We start from the raw sequence: 18,117 nt of genomic DNA, 5'->3' as shown, positions 1-18,117 counted from the left end.
CCATGGGTGCACATAGCGAAGACGTGCCCGTCCCCGAGGACTTTTCCGCGGCGGAACCCGGTGCCGTTGCGGTTTCCGAGGCTGTGGCAGAGGCGGCCGCCCCGGAACGTGAGATCGACGTGGCCGTCGGTGACGCGCTGGTTGAGGTGAAGAACCTGACCATCAAATTTGGTGGGCTGGTGGCATTGGACAATGTCAGCTTCACCATTAAGCGTGGTGAAATCCTCGGGCTCATCGGCCCTAACGGCGCAGGGAAAACCACCTGCTTCAACGCCATGACCGGCGTGTACAAGCCCACCAGTGGGCAGGTGATGTTGGAGGGGCACGTCCTGAACGGGATGAAGCAGCACAAAATCACCAGGGCGGGGCTGGCGCGGACCTTCCAGAACATCCGCCTATTTGGTGAGATGACGGCCCTGGAGAATGTTGTGGTGGGTCTTGACGCCCGCAACAAGACCTCGGTGATCGGTGCATTGTTGCGGCTCCCGCGCCATATCCGTGAGGAAAAGGCTGCGATCGAACGCGGCATGGCCCTGTTGGAGTTTGTTGGGATTGCCCAGGACGCTGGCTCGCTGGCCCGCAACCTGTCCTATGGCAGCCAGCGGCGTCTGGAGATTGCCCGCGCCTTGGCCACCGATCCCAAGCTGCTGTGCCTCGATGAGCCGGCGGCAGGGTTCAACCCGGCGGAGAAGGAAGAGCTCATGGCGCTCATCCGCACCATTCGAGACGACGGGTACACGGTGCTTTTGATCGAGCACGACATGAAACTGGTCATGGGAGTCACGGACCGGATTGTGGTGTTGGAGTTCGGTAAGAAGATTGCCGATGACGTACCGCATGTGATTAGGGAAGACCCGAAGGTCATTTCCGCCTACCTAGGGGAGCCTGAAGATGACTTTGCTTGAGTTGAACGACGTTTCGGTCCACTACGGTCGGATCCAGGCCATTCACAACATGTCCTTCACGGTGGAGGAAGGCGAAATTGTGTCCCTGATCGGGGCCAATGGTGCCGGCAAGACCACCACCATGAAGACCATCTCAGGGCTGCTGAACCCCTCGCACGGAACCATCAAGTTCATGGGCGAGGACATCACGAAAATGAAGGCGCACATCCGCGTGGTCCAGGGGATCTCCCAGGCCCCGGAAGGGCGCGGCATCTTTCCTGCCATGACGGTTCTGGAGAACCTGGACATGGGCACCTTTGGCCGCAAGGACAGAAACGGTGTTCCGGAGGACCTGGAACGCGTGTTCACCCTATTCCCTCGGCTGAAGGAACGTGAGAAGCAGTACGGCGGGACCATGAGCGGTGGCGAGCAGCAAATGCTTGCCATCGGGCGTGCCCTGATGTCCCGGCCCAAGCTGCTGCTGCTGGATGAACCCTCTATGGGGTTGGCCCCGCAGTTCATCCGGCAGATCTTCAAGATCATCACCGAAATCAACGGGCAGGGCACCACTGTCCTGCTAGTGGAACAAAATGCCAACCAGGCCCTGGCCCGGGCCAACAGGGGTTTTGTGCTGGAGACCGGCGAAATCACCCACAGCGGCACCGGCAAGGAACTCCTGGCCAACCCGGCCATCAAGGAAGCGTACCTGGGCGTAGGCTAGCCCGCTGAGCTGCCCTGAGCTGCACGGATTTGGGGGCTGGTGCCCGCACCGCGCCGCCAGCCCCCAATTCCGCTCCGCTCAGGCACGTACGTCGCGCATGAAGGCCCCTTGAGGTGGCGGGGCCGGCGTTTTTTGTAGGCGACGTAAAGGAGACCGTAAGGCCGCCCGCGGCCGTCGGTCGGATAGTCGACGGAAAAATGCCAGCCCCGCCACCGGTGGAGCACTGTGCGCTAGAGGTCCGTGCGGGCGTCGTTGGGGTAGGTGATTCCCATTTGGCGGCGGGCCTCGTCGAAGAGTTCCATGATGGCCAGGGTGTCATCCAGCGGCATGGTGGTGCTCTCGGTCAGCCCGGCCTGAATGCAGCGGGTGACCTCGCGAAGCTGGTAGGTGTAGCCGCGGCCTGGATGTGAGAACTCCTCGGTGCGCTCACTATCCCAACCCACCGAAATGCGCAGCCCCTGGGGGTTGTTGACAGAGCCCAGCGTTTCAATGTAGCCCTTGGTTCCGGCAATGGTTGCCACGCGTGGGCCTTGAGCGATGAGGTAGCTGATCAGCTGGGCTTGTGCGCCGGAATCGTAGCTGAGCGTGAGCGTGTTCTGACTGTCCACCCCGAGTGCCGTGAGCGCGCCGGTGGCGGCCACCGCGGCAGGCTTCCCCAACGTTGCCCAGGCCCACAGGAGCGGGTAGACGGAGATGTCCAGGAGTGCGCCGCCGCCGTCGGCAGGCGCCCAGATGCGCGCACTGTCATCCAGGGGGGCCGGGAATCCAAGATCGGCACGGACCCACTGGACCTCGCCAATTTCCCCGGCCGCGATGATCTCCAGGGCACGCTGGAAGCCGGGCACAAATCGCGCCCAGACCGCTTCCATGAGGAACAAGTTCTTGGCCCGGGCCAGGGCAATGAGGGCCCGGGTCTCGGCGGCGGTGATGGTCAGCGCCTTCTCGCACAATACGTGCTTCCCAGCTTCCAGGGCGGCCTTGGCAATGTCGTAGTGCTGGGCGTGGGGTGTGGCGATGTAGACCACGTCCACGGCGGGGTCCTGAACCAGCTGAAGGTAGGCCAAGGGACCGGAGCCCGTGGGACCGCCGTCGTAGTAGAAGGTGGAGAAGCCAAAATCCGCGGCAAAGGCGGCGGCACTTGACTCACTTCGCGAGCTCACCGCATGCAAGATGGCGTCCTCCAACAACGCAATGTCGGCGGTGACAGTTCGTGCAATATTGCCTGTGGCGACAACACCCCAGCGCAGCGGCGTACCGGTGGCCGCGAGGGTTTCGGGGTTGAACGTGGTGTACCAGTCGGGACGGCCGACAAAACGTGGAGTGGTCATGGGCCAATTCTGCCAGCAACGCAGTCGACTGAGGCGAACATGACAAAGGCCCCGTCCGGCGTCGTGATGAACGACGCCGGACGGGGCCTTTGCGCTGTTAGACAGCCTTGGGTGCTGGACTACTTGGTCAGCGGGCCCAGGACCTTGTCGTTGGCGAACTGCTCAGCGGCGTTGGCCTTGGTGACGATCTGCGGAACCAGCAGGTATGCCGGAACAACCTTTACACCGTTGTTGTAGGAGGTGGGGTCGTTGATCTCGGGGGTCTTGCCAGCCTGCAGGTCCTTGGCCATCTGGATGGCGTGGTTGACCAGCGCGGTGGTGTCCTTGTTGATCGTGGAGTACTGCTCCCCGGCCATGATGGACTTGACCGACTCAACTTCTGCATCCTGACCGGTCACGATCGGGACAGGCTTTCCTGCAGCCTTGACCGAGGTGATGATGGCGCGGGCCAGGGTGTCGTTCGGGGAAAGCACGCCATCCAGCTCGGTGCTGCTGTAGCTACCAACCAGGAGGGAGTCCATGCGCTTCTGGGCGTTTTCTGCCTTCCAGCCCTGGGTTACTGCCTGCTCGAAGGACTTCTGGCCGGAAACGATCTTCACGGTGCCGTCGTCGATCTTGGGCTGGAGAACCTTCATGGCGCCGTCAAAGAATACCTTGGCGTTGGCGTCATCGGGGGAGCCGGCGAAGAGTTCGATGTTGTAAGGGCCTGTGGGCTTCTTCGCCTTCATGCCGTCCAACAGGGCCTGGCCCTGGAGCTCGCCAACCTTGAAGTTGTCGTAAGCCACGTAGTAGTCGACGTCGGGGGTGTTCATCAGCAAGCGGTCGTAGGCGATGACGGTGGCGCCGGCATCCTTGGCCTGCTTGAGCTGGGTTCCCAGCTGGGCGCCATCAATGGCACCAATGATGATGACCTTGGCACCCTTGGTAACCATGGCGCTGATCTGGTTCTGCTGCTCGGAGACGCCGCCATTGGCGAACTGAACATCGGCCTTGAAGCCGGCAGTCTTCAGACCGTCGTTGAAGAGGCTTTCTGCAAGTACCCAGTTTTCACTGGTCTTCTGCGGCAGAGCCACACCAATGAGTGAATTCGCATCGAAGCCTGCTGCTGCACCAGATGATGCTGCGGGGGTCTCGGCGCGGCCACAACCGGTGAGTGCCAGGGAGGACACAGCCAGGATAACGGCCATCGACTTGACAGTCTTGTTGAGTTTCAACATGGGTTTCGCTTTCTTTTGGATTGTTTCGAAGTGATACACAGAAGAGAAAGTTTTAGGAATCAGCCTTGACGGTGTCTTTGAGGGGCATGGCAACTTCCAGCCCCGTATTGTCTTTCCCGCCAAGCTTCTTTGTCATGAAGCCGATGAAGGACGGCTTGCCCTGGTTCTTGTTGTAGACGTCGAAGACGACGGCGGCAAGCAGGACCAGGCCCTTGATGATCTGCGTCCAGTCGGAGCCGACGCCCAGCAGCTGGAGGCCGTTGTTGAGCACCGCCATCACCAGACCACCGATCATGGAGCCCATCACGGTGCCCACGCCGCCGGTAACTGCGGCGCCACCGATGAATACGGCAGCGATGGCGTCCAGTTCCCAGCCGACGCCGTCGGACGGGCCTGAAGCGTTGGAGCGGGCCACGAAGATCATGCCGGCCAGACCGGCCAGGATGGCCATGTTCATGATGACAAGGAAGTCGGTGCGCTTGCTCTTGACGCCGGAGAGCGCCGCGGCGTGGCGGTTGCCACCCACTGCGTAAACGTGGCGGCCGATGGTGGTGCGGGAGGAAATGAAGCCGTACACCAGCACCAGCACACCCAGGATGATTCCCGGAACCGGGAAGGAGGTGCCGGGGCGTCCGGTGGCGAAGAGGTAGGTGACGTAGAGGATGACGGCGCAGAGAACAACCAGCTTGACGACAGAAACCCACATCGGCTTGACGTCCGAGCCCAGTGCCTGGGCCTTGCGACGGCCGCGCACCTCACCCCAGATAAGTGCGGCGACACCCACGAAACCGATCAGCAGTGTCAGGTTGTTGTAGCCAGTGTCCGGGCCGATCTCGGGAAGGTAGCCGGCACCGATGAACTGGAAATCTGTCGGCACCGGGATGGTCAGGGACTTGCCGAACAGCTGGTTGGCGCCGCGGAAGAGCAGCATGCCAGCCAGTGTGACGATGAACGCCGGGATACCCACATAGGCGACGAAGAAGCCCTGCCAGGCCCCGATGAGTGCACCCAATATCAAGCCCACCAGGATTCCCATGTACCAGGGCAGGCCCCAGTCACGCATGGTGAGGGCGACGACGATGCCCACGAAAGCGGCGACGGAACCCACCGAGAGGTCAATGTGGCCGGCGATGATGACAAGCACCATGCCGATGGCCAGGATCAGAATGTAGGAGTAGCCGTTGACCAAGTTGATCATGTTGTCCGGGGTGAGAATCAGCCCGTCAGTTTTGACCTGGAAGAAGACGACCAGGGCCAGGAGGGCAAAGATCATGCCGAATTGGCGGGTGTTGCCGCCGAAGAGTTGTTTGATGGCGTTCATGGTGTGTGTCCTGTTTCTTCCCTTGATCTAGGCAGAGGTCTTGGCAGCGGTCATGCGTTTCATCAACGCCTCCTGGCTGGCTTCATTTTTGTTCAGGACGCCGGTGATGGCACCCTCAAAGATTGTGTAGATGCGATCGGAAATGCCGAGCAGTTCGGGCAATTCCGAGGAGATGACGATGACGCCCTTCCCCTGGTTGGCCAGTTCCTGGATGATTCCGTAGATCTCATACTTGGCACCAACGTCGATGCCGCGTGTGGGTTCATCCAGAATGAGCAGGTCAGGGTCTGTAAACATCCACTTGGCCAGCACCACTTTCTGCTGGTTTCCACCGGACAGCTTCGACACGCCCTCATCTACGCTGGGGGTTTTGGTTCGCAACTGCTTGCGGTAGTTCTCGGCGACAGAATATTCCTTGTCAAGATCGACCACTGTGTGCTTGGAAATGGCGGCCAGGTTGGCCGAGACAGTGGTGGTCTTGATGTCATCCAGAAGGTTCAGGCCCAGCGTCTTGCGGTCCTCGGTGACGTAGCCAAGGCCGTGCTTGATGGCCTGCGGGACGTTGCGGAGAGTGATCTCCTTGCCGTCCTTGATGATCTGCCCGGAGACGAAGTTGCCGTAGGAGCGGCCGAAGAGGGAGCGTGCAAGTTCGGTGCGTCCGGCACCCATCAAACCGGCAAAGCCGACGATCTCGCCGCGGCGAACGTTGAAGCTTGAGTTCTTGCACACCAGGCGGTCGGCGATCTGCGGGTGGGCCACGGTCCAGTCGTTGACCTCGAAGAAGACTTCACCAATGGTGGGGGTGTGATCGGGGAACCTGGACTCCAAGGTTCGGCCAACCATGCCCTTGATGATCCGGTCCTCGTCGACGCCGTCGGCCTTTACATCAAGGGTCTCGATGGACTTGCCATCCCTGATGATGGTGATGGAATCGGAGACCTGCTCGATTTCGTTGAGCTTGTGGGAGATCATGATGCAGCTGATGCCCTTGCTCTTCAGCCCCCTGATCAGGTCCAGAAGGTGCTGGGAATCGGATTCGTTCAGGGCCGCTGTCGGTTCATCGAGGATGAGCAGTTTTACCGACTTGTTCAGGGCCTTGGCGATTTCCACGAGCTGCTGCTTGCCGACGCCGATTTCCTTCACCGGGGTGTCGGGGTCCTCGGACAAACCTACACGGGCCATCAGCTCCAGGGTCCGCATGCGGGCTTCGGTCCAGTTGATGATGCCAAATTTGGTGGGTTCGTTGCCGAGGAAGATGTTCTCGGTGATGGACAGTTCGGGAATGAGTGCGAGTTCCTGGTGGATGATCACGATCCCGGCGTTCTCGCTGGCGCGAATGTCCTTGAACTGGCAGACCTCGTTTTGAAAGACGATGTCGCCTTCGTAGCTGCCGAACGGGTAGACGCCCGAGAGGACCTTCATGAGCGTTGACTTGCCGGCGCCATTCTCGCCACAGATGGAGTGGATCTCGCTGGCGCGGACTGTGATGGAAACCTCGGAGAGGGCTTTGACCCCGGGGAACTCCTTCGTGATGGATCGCATCTCGAGAATGACTGGGTTCGCGGACACCATAATGCTTACGCCTTCCACAACTGACTTCTTTGTCTGTACCCCGCCAACGCCCAATCCGGGCGCCCGGGGTTTTACCTTGCCCGTGAAGAAAATTCGCTTTCACGGATGTACCAAAAGTGACTGGTACTGAAGAAAGTTATCCCGATCACCTCCTTGCGGTCAAGTCTTTAACGCTACGAGATGGTAACGGTTTAGGACAATAACGTTGCGGGGTCGTTTTGGAACACCAGTGCCGCCGCGCCAAGGGCCTCAGCCCGGGAACCCAAAGGGGACATGGCGAGTGTGAGGCTGTCTCCGATGACGGGGACGGCGTGGCGCAGCAATCCGCGGCGGATCGGGGACAGCAGTAGCTCGCCAAGTTCCGCCAAGGGGCCGCCAATGACGATGACGCTCGGGCTGATCAGGTTGGCCACGTTCGCCAGGGCGCGACCAACGGCAGCACCGGCGTCGTCGATGATGCGCAGGGTTGCCGGTTCGCCCGCCGCAGCCTGGCGGAGGATATCCGCGGTGGAGATCGGTGTCGTGAGTCCGCGGCTGAGCTGGGCAACCATGGTGGCGGTGGAGGCGATGGTTTCCAGGCAGCCCCTGTTGCCGCAGTGGCAGATTATCCCGTGCTCATCGATGGTCACATGGCCAATCTCGCCCGTCACGCCGAAGCTACCGTGGAACAGCTCACCGTTCAGGACGATGCCCGAACCGATGCCACTGCCAATTTTGACGAACACCAGGTTTTTGACGCCGCCCTGGTCTCCCCAGGTGAGCTGCGCCAAGGCGCCGAGGTTCGCGTCGTTGTCGACAAAGACGGGAATCTTCAGGGCCGCATGAAGTTCATCATGGAGATTGATGCCGACCCATTCGGGCAAAATGGCGCCGTGGACAACCTTGCCATTGCGGCCGTCGATCGGGCCCGGAATCCCTGCGCCGGCCCCGGTCAGCTCAGCCCGGGAAATGCCAGCCTCCGCCATCAGTTTTTTCAGCAGTCTGGAGGCCGCAGCAATGCCTTCGGCGGCCTGATGCCCCCGGGGAAGAGGCACTTCCTCTTCTGCCACCACGTGGTATCCGGTGTCTGCCAGCACCACGCGGACGTGGGTTCGCCCAAAGTCGATGCCCGCAGCGATGGCGCCGCCGCCGTTGTAACGCACGGACATGGCTCGCCGGCCGGAACTGGTAACTGGTGTCAGGGTGACCAGATCTGCGGCGGCCATGCTCTTGACAATGTTGGAAACGGTCGCCGTGGAAAGGCCCGTGCTGCGGGCGAGTTCGGCTTGGGTTGCCGGTCCACCCTTGAGTAGCTGAACCGTGAGCCGCTGCTGGTTTCGGTGCCGAAGTGAGGCTTGCGATCCGGGATTGCGAACCCTGCTAAGAGTCAATTGGGGGGAGCGGTCTTCATCGGCCATAGGAAGAACATTGCACCATCGTGCACTTGGAGTCAAGAAGTTAATGCAATATTAATCACTTTGTTCAACGTATGAACTAATGATTTGGCCCCTGGAGCGGGCCCGTTATGGTGTCCTGCCGCAACTCAAAACAATGGAACGCAACGTCTGGGCCTACTGGTGAAGCGCCTTGTGCTTGCCAGCCAATACGACATACTGGGCGGCGTTTTCGCGCACGTGCTCACGTTCCTCGGCAGTCAGTTCACGCCGCACTTTTCCGGGGACACCGGCCACCAGGGAGCCTGGGGGAATGATGGCACCTTCCAGGACAACTGCGCCGCCGGCCACAAGGGATCCGGTGCCGATAACGGCGCCGTTCATGATGGTCGCACCCATGCCGATCAGGCAGTCGTCCTCTACTGTGCACCCGTGAACCACTGCGCCGTGTCCTACGCTGACGTTTTTACCAATACTGGTGGGGAAGCCCGGATCCGCGTGGAGGACCACATTGTCTTGCAGGTTCGATCCGGAGCCGACGGAAATGGTGTTGGTGTCCGCGCGGACCACCACCCCGTAGAACGCGCTGGACTCCGAGTCCAGGGTTGCCTGGCCAATGATGGTCGCCGAGGGTGCCACAAACGCGCTGGGGTGCACCGCGGGGGAGTGGCCGTCAAAGGTGATGAGCTGGTTCATGATGGTCCTTCTCTGGTGCGGGTAGGCAAAAGCGCGTGGACGCCTCGAGACAGACGGTCCAGGGTCGAGGTAGACGTCAAGTTACCACCAATTCGGCGCGTTCCGTCTACCTCGGCAAGAGATAGCGGCAGAGTGGGGGCTAGTCGAAGACGACCGTGCGGTGCCCGTCCAGCAGTACCCGGTGTTCGGCGTGCCACTGAACGGCCTGCGCCAGTGTCCGGGCCTCCACGGCCCGGCCCACCGAGACGAACTTTTCCACGGAGTGGCCATGGGCCACGCGGATCACTTCCTGCTCAATGATGGGCCCCTCATCAAGTGCCGCCGTCACGTAGTGTGCGGTGGCGCCGATGATCTTTACCCCGCGGGCGTGGGCCTGATGGTACGGCTTGGCGCCCTTGAAGGAGGGCAGGAACGAGTGGTGAATGTTGATCGCTTTGCCGGCCAGGTGGTTGCACAAGTCATCCGAGAGGACCTGCATGTAGCGGGCCAGGACCACCAGTTCGACGTCGTGCTCCGCCACCAATTCCAGCAGGGCAGCCTCTGCCTGGGCCTTGGTGTCTGCGGTGACCGGGATGTAATAAAACGGGATGCCGTAGAACTGCGCCAACGGCTCAAGGTCGCGATGGTTGGAGACGATCGCCGGGATCTCAATGGGAAGGGTGCCCGAGCGCTGCAGGAACAGCAGGTCATTGATGCAGTGGGCTGCCTTGGAGGCCAGAATGATGGTGCGCAGGGGCGCGCCGGCTTTGTGGAGCTGCCACTTGAGGTTGAACTCGGCACCCACCTGCTCCAGGTGCTCGCGCAGGCGGCTGAACGTCGTCGTGGTTTCCACGGCTACACGCATGAAGAACGTGCCGGTGTCCGGGTTGCCATATTGCTGGGAGTCGGTGATGTTGCAGCCGGCCTCCAGGAGGGAACCAGCCACGGCGTGAACAATGCCTGGCCTGTCGTCGCAGGAAAGCGTCAGGACATAGCCGTGGGGGGTGTTTTGGCCGGTGGGGATCAAGTCAGTCACCCGCCCAACGTTACAGTCCCCGCGCGGGCGTGTACTACTATTAACGTGTTGCAACTGGCGATGAGGTGGGACACCACCGGGGAGTAACACGAGCGAAGACCCTACGGATCGTACGCCTGGGACGAGGGGTCGCAACTGCCAATACAAGGATTTGGTGGTGAACTTTCCATCCCGCACACGCGGTTAACACACGTGTGTCACTGAGACTGGCGCTTCACATGGCGTCCGCTCCGGGCAGGGCTGGGCGTTCACCGGATAATCTGGCGTAGAAGAGTTTATTCGTGTCGTCCACCCAGGAGCCTTACGTGTCTTTTAACACCACCCAGTCCGTGACCAATGCCCCGCTCTCCGAGCTGGACCCTGAAATTGCCGCCGTCCTCAAGGACGAGCTTGGCCGCCAGCGCGACACGCTGGAAATGATCGCCTCGGAAAACTTCGCCCCCCGCGCCGTCCTGGAAGCCCAGGGCTCGGTACTGACCAACAAGTACGCAGAAGGCTACCCGGGACGCCGCTACTACGGCGGCTGCGAGTATGTTGACGTTGCCGAAAACCTGGCCATCCAGCGCGTGAAGGACCTGTTCGGCGCCGAATACGCCAACGTCCAGCCGCACTCCGGCGCCCAGGCCAACGCCGCCGCCCTTGCCGCCATGATCAAGCCCGGCGAGAAAATCCTTGGCCTATCACTGGCACACGGTGGTCACCTCACTCACGGCATGAAGCTGAACTTCTCCGGCAAGCTCTACGACGTCGCCGCCTACCAGGTCGAGGAAGACACCTTCCGCATCGACATGGACAAGCTGCGCGAGCAGGCCATCGCCGAGAAGCCCCAGGTCATCATCGCGGGCTGGTCCGCCTACCCGCGCCAGCTGGACTTTGCCGCGTTCCGCTCCATCGCCGATGAAGTTGGCGCCCTGCTGTGGACCGACATGGCCCACTTCGCCGGTTTGGTGGCAGCAGGCCTGCACCCGAGCCCGGTGCCTTACTCCGACGTCGTCACCTCCACGGTCCACAAGACCCTCTCCGGCCCCCGTTCAGGTGTCATCTTGGCCAAGCAGGAATGGGCCAAGAAGCTCAACTCCGCTGTGTTCCCGGGACAGCAGGGCGGCCCGCTCATGCACGTCATCGCCGCCAAGGCCGTGGCCTTCAAGGTTGCCGCTGGTGAAGAGTTCAAGGAACGCCAGGCCCGTGTCCTGGAAGGCGCCAAGATCATTGCCGACCGCTTGAACGCGGCAGACGTCGCCGAGGCCGGCGTGTCCGTGCTGACCGGTGGCACCGATGTACACCTGGTGCTTGTTGACCTGCGCAACTCGAAGTTGGACGGCCAGCAGGCCGAGGACCTCCTGCACAGCGTTGGCATCACCGTGAACCGCAACGCCGTCCCGTTCGACCCCCGCCCGCCGATGGTCACCTCCGGTCTGCGCATCGGCACCCCGGCCCTGGCCACCCGCGGCTTCGGTGCCGCCGAATTCACCGAGGTTGCCGAGATCATTGCCGCAGCACTGAAGGGCGGCGCCGACGTCGACGCCCTCAGCGCCCGCGTCAAGGCACTTGCCGCCAACTTCCCGCTCTACCCCGGCCAGGAAGAATGGTAAACATGTCCACTGCACAGATTCTTGACGGCAAGGCCACAGCCGCTGCCATCAAGGCGGAATTGACCGAACGCGTCAGCGCACTGGCTGCCCGCGGCGTCACCCCAGGCCTGGGTACTATCCTGGTCGGCTCGGATCCGGGCTCCCAGTGGTACGTGGGCGGAAAGCACAAGGACTGCGCCGAGGTTGGCATCAACTCGATCCGCATCGACTTGCCCGAGACGGCCACCCAGGATGACGTCCTGGCCGCCGTCCGTGCGCTCAACAAGGATCCGGCCTGCACCGGCTACATTGTCCAGCTCCCGCTGCCCAAGCACATTGACCAGGACGTGGTGCTTGAAGCCATGGACCCGGACAAGGATGCCGACGGCCTGCACCCCATGAACCTGGGGCGCCTGGTGGCCAATGTGAACCGTCCCATGACGTCCCCGCTTCCATGCACGCCCAAGGGCTGCATCGTGTTGCTGGAGCGCCACGGCATCTCCCTCAACGGCAAGAAGGTTGTGGTTGTAGGCCGCGGCGTGACGATCGGCCGGCCCATGGGCCTGCTGCTGACCCGCCGCGACATCAACGCCACAGTGGTTTTGGCACACACCGGCACCGTTGACCTGGCCGCTGAACTGCGCCAGGCCGACGTCGTGGTGGCCGCCGCCGGTGTCCCGCACATGATCAAGGCAGCCGACCTCAAGCCCGGCGCAATCGTCCTGGATGTTGGCGTCAGCCGCGTCGACGACGGCAACGGCAAGGCAGTTGTCACCGGCGACGTGGAGCCCGCTGCTGCGGAAGTGGCCAGCTGGATCTCCCCGAACCCGGGTGGCGTGGGTCCCATGACCCGTGCCATGCTGCTGGCCAACGTGGTTGAGGCCGCCGAGCGCGCCTAGCCTCACCAAGCACCACCGACGTCGCCCGTACTCCCACCGGAGTACGGGCGACTGCGCGTTGGGGGTGATGTGCGTGCGCGGCCGGCGCACTACGCTCGTCCCATGAGAACTGTGCGCAGGGGTCCGCCCCTCGGTGTCCTGGCGGTGACGGTCGCCCTCATCCAAGTTTTTGGGACCCATGTTGCCGCCGTTCGCCAGCCCGGCGCCCACCAGCTGGACGCCTTGGCGTATGCGCTGCTGCTGGCCGGCCCGGCCCTGTTGCTGCTGCGCCGCCGCGCCCCGGAACTCATGCTCACCGGCGTCCTGGCCGTGACCGGCGCCTACTTTTTGCTGGGCTACCCGTGGGGGCCGGCACCGCTGTCCCTGGCCCTGGCCATCATTCTTGCCACGGCAGCGCGCAGAAGGATCTTCAGCTGGTCGGTGACGGCCACGGTGGTGGTGGCGGTGGTGGCCTGGGCGGTTCTCCTCGGGGGCGATCTCGCCCTGCTCCGGGCCGTGGCTGTCTCGGCGTGGCTGGTGATCCTGGTGCTGATCGGGGAGGGCCTGCGGGCCAGACTGGACAGGCAGCAGCAGCGCCGCGCCCGGGAGAGGGAAGCCAAGGCCCGGGCCGAGGACGAATACCGGCTCACCCTGGCCAGGGACATCCACGACGTGGTGGCCCACTCGCTGTCCATGATCAACGTGCGCGCCTCCGTGGCCCTGCATCTGGCCGACCGCGACCCAGACCAGCTCAAACCGGCACTGGAAGCTATCAAGAGCGCCAGCAAGGATTCCCTGGATCAGGTTCGGGAACTGCTGGGCGTGCTGCGCAGGGACGCACCGTTGCAGCCGGCTCTGACCCTTTCCCGCCTGCCGCAGCTGGTGGAGGACGCCAGGGGTGCCGGCCTCAGCGCTTCCTTGGCGTACGACGTCGATCCCGAAGCTCTGCGCGAAAGCCTGGGTCCGGCGGGCGAGGCGGTCATCTACCGGATGGTTCAAGAGGCTGTGACCAATGTGCTCAGGCATGCTGGTGCCACGAGGGTGTGGCTGCGCGTGGGGGTGGTTCCCACGGCCGCCCTTCCGGGTGCGGGGCAACTCCTGGAGGTGACAGTGGAGGATGACGGCCACGGTTTGCAGGGAGCCGCCGAAGGAAACGGCCTGCGCGGAATGCGCGAGCGAGTCACCGCCGTCGGCGGCAACGTGACGCTGACAGGTCTACACCCCGGTACCCGGGTGAGTGTACAGATACCCCTGGGTGTCGAGACCCAAGGAACCGGGCCGAACAACAGGGAGCAGCCATGATCAGGATTCTCATAGCGGACGACCAGGCGCTTTTGCGGGCCGGCTTCCGGGCCCTGCTCAACGCAGAACCGGACATGGAGGTGGTGGGGGAGTCAGGGACAGGACGTGAAACGGTTCGCCTGGCCGGGTCGCTACACCCCGATGTCATCCTGATGGACATCCGCATGCCCGACGGTGACGGTCTGGATGCCGCCCGCCAAATCCTGCGCGACCCTGCCCTGGCGGGCACACACATCATCATCTTGACCACCTTCGAACTCGACGAATACATTGTCCAGGCCGTCAGAGTGGGTGCCGCAGGATTCCTCGTCAAGGACACCGAGCCGGAAGAACTCCTCCGGGCCGTGCGCGTCGTGACAGAAGGAGATGCCCTGCTCTCACCCTCCGTAGCCCGCAGGCTCATGACCGCCATGGCAGCAATCGCCCCAAGGCCGGCACGGGGACCAGAGCTTGCCGCCATCACCGGGCGCGAACGTGAGGTGCTGGCGCTGGTGGGGGAGGGACTGAACAACGCGGAGATCGCACAACGCCTGTTCATCACCCCGCTCACCGCGAAAACACACGTCTCCCGCATCATGACCAAGCTGGCCGCACGGGACAGGGCCCAGCTCGTGGTCATGGCCTACGAGTCCGGCCTGGTTCAACCGGGCACCAACAACTGAGCGCACCGGTTCCGCCGTCGGCGTCTCCAACCGGAGTACGGCGCAGGACAAAGAGTCTCCCCGGGGGCGACGCCCCACGGGCCCCACAACGGAAGAGTTAATCCACGGCCGACGGACGGCTGCGAACTACTTTCGAAAGGCTCATCATGCTTACCACCCTTACAAGCAATGCGGCGCTCGCAGCACCTGCCATGATGCACGGATGGGGCTACGGCGGCGCCGGGGCCTGGTTCCTGATCTTCCCGCTCTTCTGGTTGGCGGTGATCGTCCTGTTCATCTTCCTCGGCCCGCGCCGGTGGCGCCGCAACCACCAGTGGCACCAGGACCAAGGCGCCGAGGCGGTGCTCCGGGAACGCTACGCCCGCGGCGAGATAGACGAGACCGAATACCGGGCCCGTCTCGAAGTGCTCCGGTCGGGGCAAAAATAGGCGCCCCGCACTCCGGCGGCCATCACGACGGCGCCAACTCGCCAAACCCCCGGCCAAGATACGCCGTCATGGCGAGTTGACGCCGTCGCCACGAATCTGCCCCGCCGGGACATGGCTGTGGAGCGCGGCCTGCACCCGGGACTGCAGCCCCAGTTTTGCCAAGACTCGGGACACATGGGTCTTGACGGTGGCCTCCGAGATGCCTAACTGGCGTCCGATCGAGTAGTTGGTCAAGGCGTCGCCTAAACAGTCGTAGACCTCCCGTTCCCGCTCTGTCAGGACGTCCAACTCGGGGCGCCGCGGGATTCCCAGTGAGCTTTCGCCATTTGCCGACAGCGCCGCAGCAACAATCCGGGACGTCACCTCAGGGGCAATGACGTGATCCCCGTCGTGGACGCGGCGGATGGCCTCGGTGATGGCAGCCGGTTCGGCACTCTTGAGTAAGAACCCGGCGGCACCTGCCCGCAGTGCCCCGAAAAGGTATTCGTCGTGGTCAAAAGTGGTCAGCACCAGAACCTTGGCGAGGCTTTCCGCGCAGATCTGCCCGGCTGCTTGCACTCCGTCTATGACGGGCATGCGCAAGTCCAGTAGTACGACGTCGGGACGCAGGGACCGTGCCATGCTCACGGCAAGTGCGCCGTCACCTGCCTCGCCCACCACCTCCAGATCGGGGGCCGTTTCGACCACCATGCGCATGCCGAGCCTGATGGCGGCATGGTCATCGGCCAGTAATACGGTGATGGGGCGTGGGGCAGTGCCATGATCAGGGTTCATGCCAGCGTTCCTTCCGGGGCCAGGGCAGGGGACGGCTGTGGTTCGGCAAAGTTCGGCGCTGGAAGCCGCAGCTCCACAAGCCACCTACCCCCACAAGGGCCGGTAACGATGGTTCCCCCAGCGTGGGCGGCCCGGAAATGCATGCTCGGAATTCCGGTTCCGCTACCGCCACGTGATTCGCCCGAATGTGGAAGATCGTTGGACACACGCAGTAGCATCTGGGGTACGGCCTCACCGGCAGCGTCGTTCCGGCGGTCCGTGGTCTGGGATAGGGAAACGGCGACCAATGTGCCCGGAGCGTGCCGGGTCGCGTTGACCAACGATTCGGCGGCAACTCGGTAGATGGCAGTCTGCAGCTGCAGCGGCAGAAGATCGTCGTCGTCCAGTGAGTTTTTGAACGTGATCGCCGCCCCCGCAAGCCGGTACGTCTCGATAAGAGACGGCAGGTCGGCCACTCGACCAGCCGTATCGTCCAGGGCGCGGGTATGTAGGAGTCGAATCATGCCATTGAGCTCATCCAGTCCTGCAACGCTCTCGGACCTGATCTGAGCCAAAACCCTGGTGTGAGATGAGAATGTGTGGAGGGCCGCTCCCGACTGGAGGGCGATCGCGGCGAGCCGGCCAGAAAGCACGTCATGCAGTTCCCTGGCCATATGCTGACGTTCACGCTCAAGGACCAGCTCATGGGCTGCTCTGGCGGCCAGTAGACGGTGTTCGGATGCTTCATGAACTGCCTGGGCCCGGGCAGACTCGCTTTCTGCCAGACGTTGGGCCTTGCGCAGGTTTCCCGCCCACTCAACGGGCATGAGCAGTGTCATGGTGGCCGCGACGGCTGCCACAACGGTAGGTTCCGCCTTAGCCGTTAGGGCAAAGACCGCCAGCGTCAACAAGGCAGACAAACCCACGGCGCCTCGTCCTGCAGCCAGGGAAACTCTTGGGGAGCCAAACAAAACCAGCGAGAAGAAGAGTTCAAAGACCAGCAGCAGGCCCGCAGCTTGGTTCGCCAGTAGCAACACCACAGCGGCACTCGTGCAAATTACTGCCATGAGGGTGGTTGCTGTCCGGCGGAACGCCACACTCATGCACCCGAAGGCCGCAAACCAAACCCAGTTCCGGGCTAGCCAGGGTAGATCAAGGTCCGCACCTGTGCCCAGACTTACCGCATCCAGTATCCAAAACGTGGCGAAGTAGCCGACAGCCAGCCAGATGTCTTCCCGCCTTATGCCCCGAATCTGCGGCAGTGCCCTGAACCACGCGAGCGTGGGGAATGCGCGCTTTGGTGCGGGCATTGCCGCCTGTTCAGTCATGCATTCATCCTCTCTGTACAGTGCCTGCAGGGCAAGGCGGGCACGGCGATACTGCTACGAAGGTATGACATGTGATGGGCCTGATGGCCGACGCCGCGGCCACGGAGCGGGTGTCAAGCTGACGTCATGACCCTTCCCATTTATGCCCAGCTGGCCCTCTTGGCCCTCATAGACAGCACCAGCGTTGGCACGCTTCTCATTCCGCTGTGGCTGCTGCTGCGCCCCGATGCGAGGCGGATTGTGCCGCGGATACTGCTCTACCTCGGCGTTCTTGCCGGCTTTTACCTGCTGATAGGCGTAGCGCTCCTCAGCGGGGCTGACTGGGCCCTCAACGGACTGGGTGCTGATTCCCTGACGCAGCTACCGGGCATCCAATGGGGCCTGGTGGTGGCAGGCAGCGCCATGTTGATCTACGCGCTGTTCTCGGAATCGCCGAAAAAGCCGGCTATGGCTAAAGTCCCCGCAACAGGGACGTTGGAGGATACCGCGGAGACAATATCAGCGGCCGACGCTGAGATTCCTTCATCCCAAGCCACCTGGCAAATCAGAATAGCCAAGGCACTACGCAGCCCTGGGGGACTGGTGACGCTGGCGTTGATTGCTGGTCTGTTGGAACTGCCCACCATGCTTCCCTACCTCCTGGCCATTGGCACGCTCTCTGATGCGGCAGTTCCACTTGCGGCCGGAATCGGGGTACTTGCCGTGTATTGCCTGCTCATGCTCGCACCCGCCGTAGTCCTACTCAGCCTTCGCATGGCCTTTGGTTCCCGCCTGGACTCGGTGCTGTGGCGTCTGAGCAACAAATTGGGCAAGTTCGCCAGCGAGGCATTGCTGTGGGTGGTGGGAATCGTGGGGTTCTTGCTGCTTCGAACCGGGCTCGCGGAATTGGCGCCAGGCGCGCCTTGGAACCCGTTCAAGTAGGCGGCGGCCATCACGACGGCGCCAACTCGCCAAACCCCCGGCCAAGATACGCCGTCATGGCGAGTTGACGCCGTCGTCGTGGGGACGCGCCGCGGGTGCTGCCCGTTCGCCGGTGGAGAAGCTGCTCGGCAGGGCCCCCGCAATTTG

Annotated in this window: 17 protein-coding genes; 8 read left to right on the top strand and 9 right to left on the bottom strand. The window is 62.7% G+C overall.

Going from position 1 to position 18,117, the window contains the following annotated elements; genetic code table 11:
• Window positions 1–2 precede the first annotated feature (2 nt).
• Window positions 3–905, top strand: a complete 903-nt coding sequence (locus CXQ94_RS14560) for an ABC transporter ATP-binding protein (protein WP_104091285.1) — start codon at window positions 3–5, stop codon at window positions 903–905.
• Window positions 898–1,605 carry an ABC transporter ATP-binding protein gene (locus CXQ94_RS14555; RefSeq protein ID WP_368665582.1) on the top strand — a complete coding sequence of 236 codons (708 nt, stop codon included), beginning with the start codon at window positions 898–900 and terminating at the stop codon, window positions 1,603–1,605. The genes CXQ94_RS14560 and CXQ94_RS14555 overlap by 8 nt, the downstream gene beginning before the upstream one ends.
• Before the next feature lie 230 nt (window positions 1,606–1,835).
• On the opposite strand, the gene CXQ94_RS14550 is transcribed toward CXQ94_RS14555, so the two are convergent.
• The 7 genes from CXQ94_RS14550 to purU all read right to left on the bottom strand — a co-directional run bounded on the left by CXQ94_RS14550 (window position 1,836) and on the right by purU (window position 10,127).
• Complete coding sequence (locus tag CXQ94_RS14550; protein ID WP_104091283.1) at window positions 1,836–2,933, bottom strand: Gfo/Idh/MocA family protein; 1,098 nt, start codon at window positions 2,931–2,933, stop codon at window positions 1,836–1,838.
• A 119-nt stretch (window positions 2,934–3,052) separates the two neighbouring features.
• The gene (locus CXQ94_RS14545; RefSeq protein WP_104091282.1) at window positions 3,053–4,150 is read right to left on the bottom strand and encodes a sugar-binding protein; all 1,098 of its coding nucleotides are present in this window, start codon (window positions 4,148–4,150) and stop codon (window positions 3,053–3,055) included.
• 52 nt (window positions 4,151–4,202) lie between these two features.
• On the bottom strand, window positions 4,203–5,471 hold the full coding sequence (mmsB, locus tag CXQ94_RS14540) for a multiple monosaccharide ABC transporter permease (protein ID WP_104091281.1): 1,269 nt from the start codon (window positions 5,469–5,471) through the stop codon (window positions 4,203–4,205).
• A gap of 27 nt (window positions 5,472–5,498) precedes the next feature.
• Complete coding sequence (gene mmsA, locus CXQ94_RS14535) at window positions 5,499–7,043, bottom strand: multiple monosaccharide ABC transporter ATP-binding protein (RefSeq protein WP_104091280.1); 1,545 nt, start codon at window positions 7,041–7,043, stop codon at window positions 5,499–5,501.
• Window positions 7,044–7,234: 191 nt separating this feature from the next.
• Window positions 7,235–8,440: an ROK family transcriptional regulator gene (locus CXQ94_RS14530; protein WP_104091279.1), complete on the bottom strand. Its 1,206-nt coding sequence runs from the start codon at window positions 8,438–8,440 to the stop codon at window positions 7,235–7,237.
• Window positions 8,441–8,593: 153 nt separating this feature from the next.
• Window positions 8,594–9,112, bottom strand: coding sequence for a gamma carbonic anhydrase family protein (locus CXQ94_RS14525; RefSeq protein ID WP_104091278.1), 519 nt, complete (start codon window positions 9,110–9,112; stop codon window positions 8,594–8,596).
• Between the two features lie 139 nt (window positions 9,113–9,251).
• The gene (gene purU / locus CXQ94_RS14520; protein ID WP_258067093.1) at window positions 9,252–10,127 is read right to left on the bottom strand and encodes a formyltetrahydrofolate deformylase; all 876 of its coding nucleotides are present in this window, start codon (window positions 10,125–10,127) and stop codon (window positions 9,252–9,254) included.
• Between the two features lie 305 nt (window positions 10,128–10,432).
• Between purU and glyA the strand changes: the two genes are divergently transcribed.
• The 5 genes from glyA to CXQ94_RS14495 all read left to right on the top strand — a co-directional run bounded on the left by glyA (window position 10,433) and on the right by CXQ94_RS14495 (window position 14,968).
• The gene (gene glyA, locus CXQ94_RS14515) at window positions 10,433–11,719 is read left to right on the top strand and encodes a serine hydroxymethyltransferase (protein WP_104091277.1); all 1,287 of its coding nucleotides are present in this window, start codon (window positions 10,433–10,435) and stop codon (window positions 11,717–11,719) included.
• Window positions 11,713–12,597 carry a bifunctional methylenetetrahydrofolate dehydrogenase/methenyltetrahydrofolate cyclohydrolase gene (locus tag CXQ94_RS14510; RefSeq protein WP_104091276.1) on the top strand — a complete coding sequence of 295 codons (885 nt, stop codon included), beginning with the start codon at window positions 11,713–11,715 and terminating at the stop codon, window positions 12,595–12,597. The genes glyA and CXQ94_RS14510 overlap by 7 nt, the downstream gene beginning before the upstream one ends.
• Before the next feature lie 102 nt (window positions 12,598–12,699).
• Window positions 12,700–13,878 (top strand): sensor histidine kinase, encoded by a 1,179-nt coding sequence (locus CXQ94_RS14505; protein WP_104091275.1) that lies wholly within the window; start codon window positions 12,700–12,702, stop codon window positions 13,876–13,878.
• Window positions 13,875–14,540 carry a response regulator transcription factor gene (locus CXQ94_RS14500; RefSeq protein WP_104091274.1) on the top strand — a complete coding sequence of 222 codons (666 nt, stop codon included), beginning with the start codon at window positions 13,875–13,877 and terminating at the stop codon, window positions 14,538–14,540. The genes CXQ94_RS14505 and CXQ94_RS14500 overlap by 4 nt, the downstream gene beginning before the upstream one ends.
• Before the next feature lie 146 nt (window positions 14,541–14,686).
• The gene (locus CXQ94_RS14495; RefSeq protein ID WP_146070322.1) at window positions 14,687–14,968 is read left to right on the top strand and encodes an SHOCT domain-containing protein; all 282 of its coding nucleotides are present in this window, start codon (window positions 14,687–14,689) and stop codon (window positions 14,966–14,968) included.
• A 66-nt stretch (window positions 14,969–15,034) separates the two neighbouring features.
• Here CXQ94_RS14495 and CXQ94_RS14490 read toward each other — a convergent pair whose 3' ends face one another.
• Complete coding sequence (locus CXQ94_RS14490) at window positions 15,035–15,742, bottom strand: response regulator transcription factor (protein ID WP_104091273.1); 708 nt, start codon at window positions 15,740–15,742, stop codon at window positions 15,035–15,037.
• Complete coding sequence (locus tag CXQ94_RS14485; protein WP_104091272.1) at window positions 15,739–17,049, bottom strand: sensor histidine kinase; 1,311 nt, start codon at window positions 17,047–17,049, stop codon at window positions 15,739–15,741. Before CXQ94_RS14485 ends, CXQ94_RS14490 begins: the two co-directional genes overlap by 4 nt.
• A gap of 126 nt (window positions 17,050–17,175) precedes the next feature.
• Here CXQ94_RS14485 and CXQ94_RS14480 point away from each other — a divergent pair, with 126 nt between their 5' ends.
• Window positions 17,176–17,970 (top strand): GAP family protein, encoded by a 795-nt coding sequence (locus tag CXQ94_RS14480; RefSeq protein ID WP_104091271.1) that lies wholly within the window; start codon window positions 17,176–17,178, stop codon window positions 17,968–17,970.
• Window positions 17,971–18,117 lie beyond the last annotated feature (147 nt).

Origin of the sequence: Arthrobacter sp. GMC3, assembly GCF_002929305.1 — a bacterium.
Classification (GTDB): Bacteria; Actinomycetota; Actinomycetes; order Actinomycetales; family Micrococcaceae; genus Specibacter.
The sequence above is the reverse complement of the archived record's forward strand: the minus strand, read 5'-3'. Positions and strand labels throughout refer to the sequence as shown.